This window comes from Gracilibacillus thailandensis (assembly GCF_010994055.1).
Classification (GTDB): Bacteria; Bacillota; Bacilli; order Bacillales; family Amphibacillaceae; genus Gracilibacillus; species Gracilibacillus lacisalsi.
On record NZ_WJID01000052.1, the window covers coordinates 1 to 14,974 of the forward strand.

The 14,974-nt window shown below is 38.6% G+C and carries 13 protein-coding genes, 1 other RNA gene and 1 other annotated feature (1 of these 15 cut by a window edge); of the genes, 3 read left to right on the plus strand and 11 right to left on the minus strand.

The window, feature by feature from the left end:
- The 8 genes from GH715_RS14995 to cymR all read right to left on the minus strand — a co-directional run.
- Positions 1 to 1,425 (minus strand): ribonuclease YeeF family protein (locus GH715_RS14995; RefSeq protein ID WP_163578685.1); only part of this gene is annotated, 1,425 nt, incomplete at its 3' end.
- A gap of 24 nt (positions 1,426 to 1,449) precedes the next feature.
- Positions 1,450 to 1,743: a YwqI/YxiC family protein gene (locus GH715_RS15000; protein WP_018931493.1), complete on the minus strand. Its 294-nt coding sequence runs from the start codon at positions 1,741 to 1,743 to the stop codon at positions 1,450 to 1,452.
- Positions 1,743 to 2,168 (minus strand): YwqH-like family protein, encoded by a 426-nt coding sequence (locus tag GH715_RS15005; RefSeq protein ID WP_153836090.1) that lies wholly within the window; start codon positions 2,166 to 2,168, stop codon positions 1,743 to 1,745. Before GH715_RS15005 ends, GH715_RS15000 begins: the two co-directional genes overlap by 1 nt.
- A gap of 354 nt (positions 2,169 to 2,522) precedes the next feature.
- Positions 2,523 to 4,892, minus strand: a complete 2,370-nt coding sequence (recD2, locus tag GH715_RS15010; RefSeq protein WP_153836089.1) for an SF1B family DNA helicase RecD2 — start codon at positions 4,890 to 4,892, stop codon at positions 2,523 to 2,525.
- Positions 4,893 to 4,910: 18 nt separating this feature from the next.
- On the minus strand, positions 4,911 to 5,576 hold the full coding sequence (locus tag GH715_RS15015; protein WP_153836088.1) for a tetratricopeptide repeat protein: 666 nt from the start codon (positions 5,574 to 5,576) through the stop codon (positions 4,911 to 4,913).
- Between the two features lie 301 nt (positions 5,577 to 5,877).
- Positions 5,878 to 6,987 (minus strand): tRNA 2-thiouridine(34) synthase MnmA, encoded by a 1,110-nt coding sequence (gene mnmA, locus GH715_RS15020; RefSeq protein ID WP_018931489.1) that lies wholly within the window; start codon positions 6,985 to 6,987, stop codon positions 5,878 to 5,880.
- 13 nt (positions 6,988 to 7,000) lie between these two features.
- Positions 7,001 to 8,143 carry a cysteine desulfurase family protein gene (locus tag GH715_RS15025; RefSeq protein WP_153836087.1) on the minus strand — a complete coding sequence of 381 codons (1,143 nt, stop codon included), beginning with the start codon at positions 8,141 to 8,143 and terminating at the stop codon, positions 7,001 to 7,003.
- An 18-nt stretch (positions 8,144 to 8,161) separates the two neighbouring features.
- A complete protein-coding gene (gene cymR / locus GH715_RS15030) occupies positions 8,162 to 8,581 on the minus strand; it encodes a cysteine metabolism transcriptional regulator CymR (protein WP_018931487.1) in 420 nt (139 codons plus the stop codon).
- A 227-nt stretch (positions 8,582 to 8,808) separates the two neighbouring features.
- On the opposite strand from cymR, the gene GH715_RS15035 reads away from it, so the two are divergent.
- The 3 genes from GH715_RS15035 (at position 8,809) to GH715_RS15040 (ending at position 11,127) form a co-directional block, all read left to right on the plus strand.
- Positions 8,809 to 10,071 carry a replication-associated recombination protein A gene (locus tag GH715_RS15035; protein ID WP_153836086.1) on the plus strand — a complete coding sequence of 421 codons (1,263 nt, stop codon included), beginning with the start codon at positions 8,809 to 8,811 and terminating at the stop codon, positions 10,069 to 10,071.
- Between the two features lie 136 nt (positions 10,072 to 10,207).
- Positions 10,208 to 10,342: a hypothetical protein gene (locus tag GH715_RS21815; RefSeq protein ID WP_267463681.1), complete on the plus strand. Its 135-nt coding sequence runs from the start codon at positions 10,208 to 10,210 to the stop codon at positions 10,340 to 10,342.
- Between the two features lie 65 nt (positions 10,343 to 10,407).
- Positions 10,408 to 11,127, plus strand: a complete 720-nt coding sequence (locus GH715_RS15040; RefSeq protein ID WP_153836085.1) for an RsfA family transcriptional regulator — start codon at positions 10,408 to 10,410, stop codon at positions 11,125 to 11,127.
- A 424-nt stretch (positions 11,128 to 11,551) separates the two neighbouring features.
- On the opposite strand, the gene ssrS is transcribed toward GH715_RS15040, so the two are convergent.
- The 3 genes from ssrS to hisS all read right to left on the minus strand — a co-directional run bounded on the left by ssrS (position 11,552) and on the right by hisS (position 14,863).
- A non-coding RNA gene (gene ssrS, locus GH715_RS15045) (6S RNA) lies at positions 11,552 to 11,749 on the minus strand.
- An 88-nt stretch (positions 11,750 to 11,837) separates the two neighbouring features.
- A complete protein-coding gene (aspS, locus tag GH715_RS15050) occupies positions 11,838 to 13,589 on the minus strand; it encodes an aspartate--tRNA ligase (RefSeq protein ID WP_153836084.1) in 1,752 nt (583 codons plus the stop codon).
- Positions 13,590 to 13,600: 11 nt separating this feature from the next.
- Positions 13,601 to 14,863, minus strand: a complete 1,263-nt coding sequence (gene hisS / locus GH715_RS15055) for a histidine--tRNA ligase (RefSeq protein WP_153836083.1) — start codon at positions 14,861 to 14,863, stop codon at positions 13,601 to 13,603.
- A 61-nt stretch (positions 14,864 to 14,924) separates the two neighbouring features.
- Positions 14,925 to 14,974, minus strand: a binding site (T-box leader) (it continues 165 nt past the right edge of the window).

A 14,974-nucleotide genomic window follows, 5' to 3' on the forward strand; every position in this document is an offset into this window, starting at 1 on the left:
TACATCCTCAACTCCTCCACCACTTCTTTTCGCAAACATTATATGGGTACCGCCCATCGAATCCTGTACAATCCGAACTTCCGGTATTTGTTCCTTCAACCACTTCATTGCATAATTTACTGACCATGGTTTTGGAGTTTTCGGTACTGTTGCGGGTGGTTTTGGTGTTGGGAAGATCGTGGAGAGGCTGTTTTTTGCCTGCATGCGATCTACGGCTACACCTGCTCCACCGGCACCTAACATAAATAGGCTTTGGGTTAGGCTTTGATTTCGTTTTTCTTCACTTAATTCGTTGCCGAACATATCTTTGCCGGTAATATATTCACTGAATCCATTATAGGATGCCAGTCCATATATACCATACTCTGTCTTCTTTAGTATATCAAATGCCTTCGTATTTTGGTAGGCATCCAATACATGATCCGTGGCTTTTACACCTTTCGACATCGTGTAAGCTGTTTTTCCACCTTTCAGTGCTCTTCCTGCCCAACCTACTACAGGGATAAATCCGGCTGCTGCCAATGATCCTGCCGTCACACGTTCGGCAGTCGTTAATTTTTCACCAGTAACCGGGTCTACTCCTGTCGATGCACGCTTGGCATCATAATAACCGGTTATTTCACCTGTAAACGTACAGACTGTATCCCACGCTTTTTCGTACCATGGGCGATTTTCCATTTCCTCTATTTTAGCTTGTAATTCACGATTTTCCTGTAGTTCCTCCTGGTACTGCATATAGGATGAGGTAAGCTCCTGTGCATCTTGCCTTGCTTGATGGACTTCACTTTGCTGATAGATGATTTCATTAAAATGAACGGGAGAAATTTCTCCACCCTGAGATGAAGCATGAAGCATTTCTTGTATTAAACCGACAATCACTTGTTCATGGAGAGATGACTGATGATAATGATCCAATAAGAGCTGATCAAATTCCCTTACTTTCTGTTTGGTTTGTTTCCGTTTGTCCTCAGCATCTTCCATCCGTTCTTCAAAGTCACTCTTGGAGAAAACGTCTAATGAAACGAGGTCATTGATACGTGAAAAGATCGATTGCAAATTGGATTGCTGGGCATCGACCAGATTGAATGCCTTTGAAGTACTATTAGCAAGTTCTCTTTCCAAAAAGGGGACTTCCACCAATGTTTTTCCACCTAATTCGAAATCATCTGCCATTCCTTCTATTCCTTGAAAAAAAGCTATTTGCATATCAATGAAATCAAGCCAAGCTTCAATGACATCGATTTGCGCACGATAAAATCCTTTAATTGCATTAGCACTCTTCCCTGTAAAATCATTTAAATCAACAATTTGCTGAAAAGCAGTTCTTAATGTTTCTAGTTGTTCACTTAAAGCCTTATATTCCTGTGCCCTAGCTTCTACTGTCTCGACTAGCGATTTAGTTTCCAACGTTTCAGTTGAGCTCATCGCTTCCTCTCCCTTTCCATCTTTCTACCTTCCAATTGCTTCATCTTGTTCTTTTAGTTTTTTCACACTTTCTCTTGTGTCTGCCAGGTTTTTTTCTACCGTTTCAATATATTGTAATAAAAATTCATGAATCATTTCTTCCCGTTCCAACCATTCATTCGTGAATTTTAGTTCATTTTTACCATAAGTGTCAGTAGGCTTCGGTAATTCTAATTGGGATAAGCAATTTCTCGCATTTTCAAGTTGAGCCATAACAGAATGAAAATGGAGTTTGATTTCCGTTCCACCACCAGCAGTACTACTTAATCTTATGTTCATTAGAACAACCATCCTTTTAATTCGTTAATTTTTCGTCCGAATGCTTCCACAGCTTCTTCACCTTGATCCAATAATCGATCCGCCTGATAAGCAATCGAACTGGCAATATCCAGTGTATTTTGTTGAAGCTTTAGTTGACTTATTTCCCAATCTATCCGGTAGATGTAGTGATCATAATTACTAATCTTCGTTTTCATCACTTGATAAGCTTCACGGCGATCCTCGTCAAACTTATTGGCTTCTGTACCCTCCCATGAAAGATCTAAAGAAGGTTTTTCAATTTGTTTAATTTCGATGAATGCTTGATCCTGTTCAACTTCTATGTCACGTTTCGCTTCTTTTAACCTTTCTATCTTTTGTTCTATATCCGCTGAACGATTAGAAATAATATAAAATGCATTACTTAAAAAATCAGAATCTGACAATCTGTACACCTCCGTAACATATGATAGAGTAAGACTATGATCAGTGGCCGACTGATCATTAGGGGGTTAACCACGCTTTATTCCTTCGATTCATTTGAACTTTGAAGTGGAAGTTTTACGAACAATTAACACATAATAAACTATTCATCTAATAAATCATTATAAATAAAAAATAGCAGAATAATCCAGAGAATATATGTATTTTTTGGAAAAACAGATATATATTCCTATTTAATTATCACCTTTTTATTTTCCGTTACTTTCGAATCAGTTTTTTAACAAAAAAAAGCAGAGACGGTAATACCGATCTCTGCTTAAGAGGAAGACTTCCAACAAAACTTCAGGAAGTCATGATTACTCCATAAAGTCATAAGGTGAAAAATCTTCTTGACCTACTTCTACAGCAAGCAGTTGTTCATCTGCAGTTAACTTCTGCTCTCCTGCATTTTCTGCTTTATTTTCGTGTACTTGGAATAATTCATGTAAATAAGTAATAAGTGATGTATAACGTTGATTAGTATCTTCAGTTTGCACCCCTCGTAAAAATGCTGATTTATCACCACACATGACAAGCGATTGTTTAGCACGGGTAATCGCTGTATAGATCAAGTTTTTGCGCAGCATCCGATTGTATCCCGGGATAATTGGCAAAATGACAATTTGAAATTCACTACCTTGAGACTTATGAATGGACGTACAGTAAGCATGCATCAGATTCATCAAATCTGCTTTAGCATAAGCAACTTCTTTGTCATCAAAACTTACAACAACTTGTTCCTCTTGGTCAACATTCTCATCTTTTTCAAAAATGGCGACAACTTCCCCTATATCACCATTAAACACACCATCTTCTGGTTGATTGACAAGTTGGATGACCTTGTCCCCTTTGCGAAAAACTGTATCACCAAAACGCATTTCCCTTCTACCTTGTTGTGGCGGGTTGATCACTGCTTGGAGCTCTGTGTTTAACCGGTGAATACCTGCTTTTGAACGGTACATGGGAGCTAACACCTGAATTTGCCGTAAGTCCACTCCTTTGTCATGAGCTTTTTTCACTACTTGCGTTACAATATCAACAACCTGATAATCTGGGCAAGTTAAAAAGTTAAAATCATTTGCTTTGGTTAAGCTATCTGGCTGTACCTGATTGTTTTTGATTTCATGAGCAAGCTGAATGATTTTGGAGCCTTCCTTTTGCCGGTACACTTCCTTGAGTGAAACGGATGAGACGACCTCGCTTTTTAACAGATCTGCAAGCACCTGTCCTGGACCGACGGATGGCAATTGGTCTTCATCTCCTACAATTACTACTTGCATATCATCTGGAATCGCACGAAACAATTGATAGGCAAGCCATATATCAACCATCGAAAATTCGTCAATAACGAGAATTTTTCCTTCCAGCTTATTATTTTCATCTTTATCGAAAGTCTCATTGCCATCCCAGCCTAATAGACGGTGAATCGTCACACTGTCAATGCCTGTGGACTCTTTCATCCTTTTGGCTGCGCGACCAGTTGGCGCAGTTAACACAAATGGATATTCTTCGTCTTCTTTATAATCATCTCGATCCAATGAAAGATCATGAATCTCAGCATAAGCATTGATAATTCCTTTAATAACCGTGGTTTTACCGGTTCCTGGTCCACCAGTTAAGATGAATATTTTCTCTGATAATGCGGTTTCTAATGCCTGATATTGCTCTTTTCCATAACTTAAAACTTCTTCTTCCTCAATAGAACCAACAATTTTTAACAATTCTGCATCTGTAAATGCTCGGCCTATTTTTTTGTCAGCAATTCGTTTTATTTGAGCGCAAAATCCTGTTTCTGAGTAGTATAAGGACGGTAAATAGACTTTTTTGTCCGTTACAATGATTTGTTTTTCTGTATTTAGCTCAACAATTTGAGCAGTCATTTTGTCGACATCGATCTGGTTTCCTTCCCCATCTAATAATTGATCCATTTCATATAATAACTGATCAATCGGTAAATAAACATGACCATCCTGAATACTGTTTTGCAGAATATAAACACACGCTGCTTGTAATCTAGTAGGATGATCAATCGGAATGTTATTCTCTTTAGCCATTTGATCGGCTCGTATGAAACCAAAGCCTTCCACTTCAAATACGAAAGCATACGGATTGGTTTGCAATGTTTCTAAAGTATTTTCTTTAAAAGCTGTATACATTTTCTGAGCCATTTTCAGGCCGAAACCATATTTCGACAATGCGATGACAATATGTTCAAACCCTTGATTTTCTTGCAGGATCTGATAAATTTTTTCCTGTTTGTCTTTCGCTAATCCTTTTACCTGAGCCAGAACAGATTGATCGTTCAGAATCTGAGATAGAGCTGATTCTCCTAATGTATCGACAATCCGTTCTGCTGTTTTTTTTCCGATACCCGGAAATAGATCACTTGATAAATAGGCTATCACGCCTTCCTTCGATTCAGGAAGAAAACGTTGATAACTTTCCACCTGGAATTGACGACCAAATCGTTTATGATCAACAACCCGTCCATAAAATTCATAAGTTTCACCAGGATCTAGGCGCCGGAAATATCCTTTCACGACGACTTCTGTTTCATCAAACTGTTGATTGGTTTCGAGAATCTTGATCTTTGCAATGGAAAAGTGCTCTTGTTTATTTTCGAATATAGTATGAATCATTTCACCTTTTATGAAATTTTTTTGTTCGGCTGGTTGGCTATTCTCCATTACAAAGACCTCCATTTCTTACTGGTTTTCTTCGAGCATTTTTTCAATTTGCTGTTTACCATTTCCTGCTAATAAGTGATCAGGTTGAATTTCGAGTGCTTGATGAAAATGCGCCAATGCCTGTTCAACATCTTCATCATATAAGGCGATAACCCCTAAATTATAATGAGCATCACTATGTTCTTTTTGTAACTCCAATACTCTTTCAAAAGTTGATTTGGCAAAGTCCAGCTGCTCTGTTTGTGCTAGTGCCAGTCCATATTGAAATTGCACATCCACATCATCAGGGCTTAGTTCGCTTGCTCGTTGTAGATATGGAAGTGATAATTTAAACTGCTCATCGTATAAAAATGTCATTCCTAACATAAAATACGGATCCGCTTCTTCCAAGCCAAGACTAATTGCTTTCTGAAAATATTCTTTTGCCGAGTCATATTTCTCCTGTTCAAACTGAACATTTCCCAATCCATAATAAGCTGTTGCTGCTTTTTCATCGAGCTCTGTTGCCTTTTGATAAAATCGTTCAGCTCGCTCATAATCTTTCATATGTAAAAGTAGATTACCAAAGTTGATATAATGAACGGGATCTTGTGGATTTTTTTCAATCGCATCTGTAAAGTATTGTGCTGCATCTTCTAGCTTGCCTTCTTTCATATACTGAATCCCTTGGTCCATTTCAGTCATGTTAAAACCTCCTGTTGTTATTTTAGCTTAATTGTGAATTAGCGTGCAAGCACTGTCTGCGGATTGATCGTATGATGACCAATTCTGTATCTGAATATCGCATTTGTCTTTTATCAGATTGATGAGAGACACTTTTTGGTGTTTTGCTCTACTTTTGTCCTTCATCAAGCTTATGATGGACACTTTTTGTTGATTTGTTCCTCTTTTGTCCTTCATCGAGCTTATGATGGACACTTTTGTTTTATCTTATCACCTTTTTTAAGCGAAAGGGGACAGCACATTAATATGCTGCCCCTCTCAATCATCCTACATAATCTAAATATTTATCATCTTTAATAATCTCATCGATTGTTCCACCACCCAAGCAGATTTCATCTTGGTAAAAGACGACTGCTTGTCCTGGTGTAATCGCACGTTCCGGATTATCGAATATGACTTTAGCAGTACCATCTTCATTTGGATATACAGTTACACCATTATCTTTCTGGCGGTAACGGAATTTTGCCGTACAATGGAAAGCTTCAGTTGGTGCTTCATTAATCCAATTAATATCCGTTGCAATTAGTGCATCGGAATATAATGCATCGTTATGGTAATCTGCTCCAACATAGAGTACATTGTCTTCTAAGTTTTTACCAACGACAAACCATGGACCACCTGGACCACCGATACCAAGTCCTTGACGTTGCCCAATCGTGTAGTACATCAGACCGTCATGCTCACCTTTTACTTCTCCGTCCAATGTCATGATTTTACCTGGTTGAGCTGGTAAATATTCACTAAGAAATTCTTTGAAGTTTCGTTCTCCGATAAAACAGATTCCAGTACTGTCTCTTTTATTCGCTGTAGCGAGTCCGTTTTCTTTGGCGATACGACGTACTTCCGTTTTTGGTAAATTTCCAAGTGGGAACATCACTCTTTTTAACACATCTTCAGACAATTGATTTAAGAAGTATGTTTGATCTTTATTATCATCCACACCACGTAACATTTCTGCACGATCACCTGTATGTCTTACTTGGGCATAATGTCCTGTTGCGACATAATCAGCACCTAGTGAAAGGGCATGGTCTAAAAATGCTTTGAATTTAATTTCTTTATTACACATTACATCAGGATTCGGAGTTCTACCTGCTTTGTATTCATCTAAAAAGTAAGTAAATACTTTATCCCAGTATTGTTTTTCAAAGTTGACGGCATAGTATGGGATATCAAGTTGGTTACATACACGAACAACATCATCGAAATCTTCCGTTGCCGTACATACACCAAATTCATCGGTATCATCCCAGTTTTTCATAAAGATACCAACAACATCATAGCCTTGTTCCTTTAACAGAAGGGCTGTCACGGATGAATCGACACCACCACTCATACCGACAATTACACGTGTATCTTCATTTTTTTTCATTGTTGTCACCACCTTAGTTTGTGAGTCTTTGGACGATTTTCGCCACTTTCTCTGCTGCCTCTTCTATATTTTCCTGAGTATTCGCTAACCCGAAGCTGAAGCGAATCGAATTAGTCGTACAGCTACTATTTTCCGTAAACATCGCGCTTAACACATGAGAAGGTTCGACTGATCCTGCTGTACAAGCACTTCCACTCGACGCTGCTACACCACTCAAATCAAAATTGGTTAATAGCGCTTCTACATTGGTTCCCGGGAAGCTTACGTTAATAATGTTTGGTACGCGTTCGCTTTTTTCACCGTTAAGTGAAAAATTGACATTTTGGTCACAGAGTATTTGCAAAAAGAGATCGCGATAGTCTTGATATTGTTGATATCGTTGGTCTCTTTCTGTCTGGGCAAGCTGAATTGCTTCTGTAAATCCGGCAATCGCTGCAACATTTTCCGTACCTGGACGACGTTTACGCTCTTGTTCTCCACCATGCTGTAAGGCTTGTAACGTTACATCTGGATGAACATATAAAAACCCTAAACCTTTCGGACCGTTTATTTTATGAGAAGAAACGGTTAACAAATCAACTTTAAGTTCCCCAACATCTATCGGTAACATACCATAAGCCTGAACAGCATCTGTATGAAAGTAGGCTTGATGATCCGCTAGCAATTCACCAATTTCTGCAATCGGCTGGATCACACCTGTTTCATTGTTTACCATCATGACGGTCACAAGTATGGTATCGTCACGCAAAGCATTTTTCAATTGTTCAGGATTAATTACACCGTGTTCATTTACATCTAAATACGTTACATCAAACCCTTGTTTTTCAAGATTTTCAGCCGTGTGTAATGTTGCATGGTGCTCAATTTTTGTTGTGATAATATGCTTTCCTTTATCTTGGTTGGCTAGCGCAACTCCGGTTATGGCGATATTATCTGCTTCGGTTCCACCACTTGTAAAAACGATATCCTTTTCGGTAGCTTTTATAGATTGGGCTGCAACCGAACGTGCTTTATCTAAAACCTGTCTAGCTTTCCGTCCAAATGAATGAATACTAGATGGATTACCAAAATTCTCTTGTAAGCTTTCTGTCATTGCCTCGGCAACTTTCGGGTGTACCGGAGTTGTCGCGGCATGATCTAAATAGATAGCTTTCATTACTTTCAACTCTTTTCTTTAAATGTAGAACATGTAAGGATCCTGTACACCTTTTTCCCCGTAAGTGGACAAGTCCTCTAATGTGGTTGTATCCAGTACATCTTTCACTGCGTCACGAATTCTGATCCAAAGTTCCTGTTTGGCTGGCTCCTCCTCTTCAATTCCCTCAACCGGAGTGATTGGTCCTTCTAGAATTCGGATGATATCGCCAGCAGTTATCTCATTCGGTTCCTTTGCCAATACATAACCACCATATGCGCCACGAATACTTTTTACTAAGCTTGCATTTCTCAATGGGGCAACTAGTTGCTCTAAATAATGTTCTGATAAATTATTTTCTTTGGCGATACTTTTTAACGACATCGGGCCGTTGCCATTATTTTTGGCCAACTCGATCATAATCGTAAGTCCATATCTCCCTTTCGTAGATATCTTCATGATTACACCTCATTTTTCCCCTTCAAATTATCTATATACAATGTTCGTCATTAGTTGTTATTATAGCATGAATGATATACTAATTGCAGAACAATTCATAGCAGGAAAAAAGAAACAACGAACGCAATTAGCTAAGTATTTCTCATCATTACATACTTGCCTATATTAAGAAAGCAACTAAAAAATGTCAAGTTGCTTGCTCTAGAAGTAATAGAAAGGATGTTACCATGGCAAATCAACCACTTGCTTTTCGTATGAGACCAAAAAATATAGATGAAGTAATTGGACAACAACACTTAGTAGGAGAAGGCCAAATGATCAGGAGAATGGTTGATGCAAATCGACTCCATTCAATGGTATTCTATGGACCTCCAGGCACAGGGAAAACCTCTATGGCAATCGGTATTGCAAATAGTTTAGGTATTCGCTATAAACTATTGAATGCAGCTATTGATAAGAAAAAAGATATGGAGATTGCTGTAGAAGAAGCAAAAATGTCGGGACAGCTTGTCGTCATATTAGATGAGGTGCACCGACTTGATAAGGCGAAGCAAGACTTTCTTTTGCCACATGTAGAATCGAATCTAATTACATTAATCGGTTGTACGACGTCAAATCCTTATCACTCGATCAACCCTGCGATTCGTAGTCGTTCTCATATTTTTGAACTCTTTCGGCTCGAACCTTCAGATATTATCGAAGCATTAGATCGTGCGATTGCAGATGAAGAAAATGGTTTAGGAAAGTTGCCACTTGTAGTGGAGCAAGAAGCCAAAGAACATTTCGCTAATGCCTGTAATGGTGACTTGCGAGCTGCCTTAAACGGACTAGAACTAGCAGCCTACTCTACGCCTCAAACCAATGATCAGATCGTGATTGATTTAGCGAATGCTGAAGCTTGTATGCAAAAAAAGAGTTTCTCCCATGACAAAGGTGGAGATGCCCATTACGACGTATTATCTGCTTTTCAAAAATCAATCCGCGGCAGTGATGTTGACGCTGCATTACATTATTTAGGACGACTAATCGAAGCAGGTGACTTAGAAAGTATTGCCCGGAGAATGTTGGTTTGTGCATATGAAGATATTGGACTTGCAAATCCGCAAGCTGGTCCAAGAGCCTTAGCTGCAGTCGAGACCGCTGAACGCGTAGGCTTTCCGGAAGCACGTATCCCTTTATCAGTGGCTATTGTCGAGCTATGTTTATCTCCAAAATCGAATAGTGCTTATTCAGCACTGGACGCAGCACTTGCTGATATTCGTAGTGGTGATACCGGTGAAATACCTGCTCACTTAAAAGATGCGCATTATAAAGGAGCATCAGCTCTTGGTCGTGGAGTTGATTATAAATACCCACACGCCTATGAAGGCGGCTGGGTTAAGCAACAATATTTACCTGACAAAATCAAGCATAAACAATACTATCAGCCTAAGGATACCGGTAAGTTTGAAAAAAATTTACAACAAATATATCAAAAAATGAAAAAATAGTGTTTAATTCACTCCTTTTCTGGTCACACTAGCAAATAAGTTAATCTATTCGTACGATTATCAATCTATTAGAAAAGCAAAAAGCGCCCGATCAAAAACGTATAACCTGCGCCCGTTCAACACGGATGGATCGAAGTTGCCACGTAAAGTGGCGCTTTTAATCGATCATACATACGGAGGAGATAAAGGAATCACAGTGACGAAGGAACTGGTGATGACTTATCGTACGAAGCTGCAGGAAGGGCACTTGTTTTTGGGTGCTTGGAGCTAGACATCTCTGTTTGCTTAACTATCTATTAAAAAAATATATCAGAATCAAACAAGGAGTGAACATCCATGGCGAAAGTACGTCAAGATGCATGGTCACATGAAGATGACCTATTATTAGCAGAAACAGTATTACGACATATCCGGGAAGGGAGTACGCAATTAAGGGCTTTTGATGAAGTAGGTGATAAATTAAACCGCACTTCAGCAGCTTGCGGATTCAGATGGAATGCCGAAGTGCGACAAAACTATGAACAAGCTGTACAAATTGCGAAAAAACAACGGAAAGACAGGAAAAGAGCACTTGCCAAACAAAATAATGTTTATACACCTCCTAGTGTACAAACTAGTCAACAAGAAAATGAGACAAATAGAACAATTGAAGAAGAAGTATATTCGATGTTGAATTGGAATTCCAATCGTGAACAAGCTCAACCAGAGACTACCCCAGTTGCTGAGTCTTATCAGGAAGAATATAGTATAGATCTAGATCAAGTTATTCGATATTTACAATATTTGAAGAAAGAGCAAAAACTAGCACAATCTTCAAAGGCCAGTAACCAAAAACTAGTGCAAGAAAATGAGCAACTACAGAACCAATTGGAAAATGAACAAAAAAGAGTAAAAGATTTAGAGAAGGAATTACAAACGATGAAGGAAGACTACCAAGCCTTTATGCAAATTGTCGAGCGAGCTAGAAAGATGGTAGTGTTTGAAGAAGAGGAATCACGTCCGATTCCGAAATTCCGCATGGATAAAAACGGTAACTTAGAACAAGTAGCAAAATAATGAAAGCAAAGGCAGCTACCTTCAGAAGCTGTCTTTTATTTATGTACTCGAAAGCTATTTTCGTAGACACTTTTTTCAACTTTCGCATTCTTTTGTCCGTGAGAGCTGTTCTCGTGGACACTTTTTCCCTTTTCGGCTTACTTTTGTCCGCGAGAGCTGTTCTCGTGGACACTTTTTCTCTTTTTGGCTCACTTTTGTCCGCGAGAGCTGTTCTCGTGGACAGTTTTTTCTTTTTTAGCTTACTTTTGTCCATGAGAAACATTGGTTGTACTACAATTTTATCTGCTATGTATAATCGACTCTTTTCTTAAAAACTAATCAGAATATCTGCACTTCTAAATCACCATAAAACTTTCATATCCGGTTCTATTCTACATATAGAAAAGACACACCATGAAAATGATGTGTCTGTTAATTTTAAATCGACAATCCCAATTGTGCCGTCGTAAGTGATGAAGTTTTGATCCCGCTCCTAGCAGGTGGGTGCCCTGTCCTATACTTCATGCTTCCGCTATTTTTCATATAAGTAAAGCGGCATGCACACCATATAAGAACGCCGGGCTCCCGATGTAATTGGTGTTCGGTCAAAACGTCAATAATCCGACGAACACATCAGGATTTTTGTTATCTTGTTGTTAACTACATAATAGCATATCGAATTTTGGAATTCAAGGGTATTACTTTACAATACCTTAACCATTTCTTTACATTTATTTTAATTTTAAATGTAATTCATTTAACTGTTTACCATCAACAGGACTTGGTGCCTCTGTCATTGGATCTGATGCTGATGCTGTTTTCGGGAATAAAATGGTATCACGTAAATTCGTGCGACCTGCAAGTAACATAATGAAACGATCAAACCCGAAAGCAATACCTCCATGTGGTGGCGCACCGTATTCCAATGCATCAAGTAAGAAACCAAACTGAGATTCTGCTTCTTCTTTCGTGAATCCAAGTTTTTCAAACATTTGATTTTGCATGTCACGTTGATAAATACGAAGTGAACCTCCACCTAGTTCATATCCATTCAAAACTAAGTCATACGCTTGTGCGCGAACTGCTCCAGGATCAGTATCCAATTTGTCAAAATCAGACTCAAATGGCATAGTGAATGGATGGTGGGCTGCATGGTAGCGCCCTTCCTCTTCATCATATTCTAATAGTGGCCAGTCTGTGACCCAGAGAAATTCAAATTTGCTTTCATCAATTAAATCGTGATCTTTAGCCAACTTCAAGCGTAATGCACCTAATGTGTCATATACGACTTGTTTTTTATCAGCTACAAAGAACAGAATGTCTCCTGGTTTAGCATCAAGCATACTGCGGAATTGTGCTTGTTCTTCTTCCGAGAAAAATTTGGCAATAGGTCCTACTAAAGCTTCCTCTTCTACTTTCAGCCAGGCTAACCCTTTTGCACCATAAATTTTTGCGAAATCTGTCATATTGTCCAAATCTTTACGAGAGTAAAGTTCTGCTTTTCCTTTTAAGTTAAGAGCACTTACTTTCCCACCATTTTCAACTGCTTGGCGGAATACTTTAAAGCCAGAATCCTTCACTACTTCGGAAAGGTTCACTAATTCCATATCAAAACGTACATCTGGTTTATCTGAACCGAAACGTTCCATTGCTTCATCATATGGCATGCGATGGAATGGCGTTTCAATATCTAAACCTTTCACATCTTTCATTACTTTTTTCATCATGCTTTCTGTCATTTCTAAAATATCGTCCATTGACATGAAAGATGTTTCGATATCAATTTGAGTGAATTCCGGTTGACGATCAGCACGTAAATCTTCATCACGGAAACAACGAGCAAATTGATAATACTTTTCAAAACCTGCAACCATTAATAATTGTTTAAACAGTTGCGGTGATTGTGGCAATGCGTAAAAGTAACCTTCATGTACACGACTAGGCACTAAATAGTCACGTGCACCTTCTGGAGTACTTTTTGTCAGCATAGGTGTTTCCATTTCTAAAAAGTCTTCGCTGTTTAAAAATTCGCGAATGGACTGTGTTGCTTGGTGACGTAACTTAAATGTTTCCTGCATGACTTCACGACGTAGATCGAGATAACGATATTTTAATCGAATATCTTCTGATACATCGATGTCATCTGTTAACGTAAATGGAGGTGTTTTTGCTTCATTTAACACTTTTATTTCACTTACGATAACTTCAATATCACCGGTATCGATTTTGGAATTAACCGTTTCAGCATCTCTTTCTACCACTTCGCCTTTTACTTCAATTACATATTCACTACGGACACTGTCTCCAACCTCATGTGTTTCTTTACTGTTTTCAGCATTAAAAACGATTTGGACAACGCCAGATCGGTCACGCAAATCAATAAAAATAATTTCGCCAAGGTCACGACGTTTTTGTACCCAGCCTTTTAGTGTAACTACTTGATTCACGTGATCTTTTCGTAAAGTTCCTGCTAAAGTTCGCATGATTCTCCCCCTTATAAAATTCCTTGCATGTGTTCTGTTAATTGATCTAAAGCAACTGTTTCTTGGTCACCAGTCTCCATGTTTTTTACGGCGATTTGATTATTAGCTAATTCATCATCGCCCAGAACTAGTACATATTTTGCTTGAAGGCGATCAGCTGCTTTAAATTGTGCTTTAAATTTCTTCGCTTGATAATCCTTATCTACTTGAATACCTGCTTGACGTAATTCATTAACGATTGCTGCTGCTTTTAGATTGGCAGCATCCCCTAATGACACAACATAACAATCAAGCTTACTGTCAATTGGCAACTCAACACCTTCTGCCTCTAATGCCATCAGTAGACGTTCAATACTTAAAGCAAAACCAATTCCAGGTGTTTCAGGTCCACCAAGATCTTGAACCAATCCGTTGTACCGACCACCACCAGATAATGTGGTAATAGCTCCAAATCCTTCAGCATTACTCATAACCTCAAATGCGGTGTGATTATAGTAATCTAGACCACGTACTAAATTTGGATCCACTTCGTATGAAATATTCATTACATCTAAGTATGCTTTTACCTTTTCAAAATAAGCTTCTGACTCGTCATTTAAGTATTCCAAAATAGATGGTGCATCTTGCATTTTGGGATGTTCGCGATCTTTCTTGCAATCTAATACACGTAAAGGATTTTGTTCTAAACGTGTCTGACAGTCATCACACAATTCTTCTTTCACTGGAGTAAAGTGATCAATTAACGCTTGACGGTGATTTTCTCTGCTTTCCTGATCACCTAGACTATTAATCACAAGCTTTAATGACTGTAAGCCTAATGTTTGATAAGCATTCATTGCCAATGAAATAACTTCCGCATCGATCGCGGGATCAGCACTGCCTAATGCCTCTACCCCATATTGTACAAATTGTCGCATTCTGCCTTGTTGCGGTCTTTCATAACGAAACATTGGTCCAATATAAAATAGTTTTGTCGGTTGATTAGGAGAACCAAACAACTTATGCTCAACAAATGAGCGAACAACAGAAGCTGTTCCTTCTGGTCTTAAGGTAATACTTCGATCTCCTTTGTCTAAAAAAGTATACATTTCTTTTTGGACAATATCTGTAGTATCACCGACACCACGCTGAAATAATTCAGTATGTTCAAAGATGGGTGTGCGAATTTCTTGGTAATGATAGTTATTGCTTAATTCCTTCAGTTTTTCTTCGACATATTGCCATTTTTCCGTCACACCAGGTAATAAATCTTGCGTACCTCTAGGTGCTTTCATTAGATCTCCCCCTCACACATTCTCTAGATTAATGGACATAAAAAAACTCCCACCCCTAAAAAAAAGGGACGAGAGATTACCCGTGTTGCCACCCTAGTTGAAGTATAATTA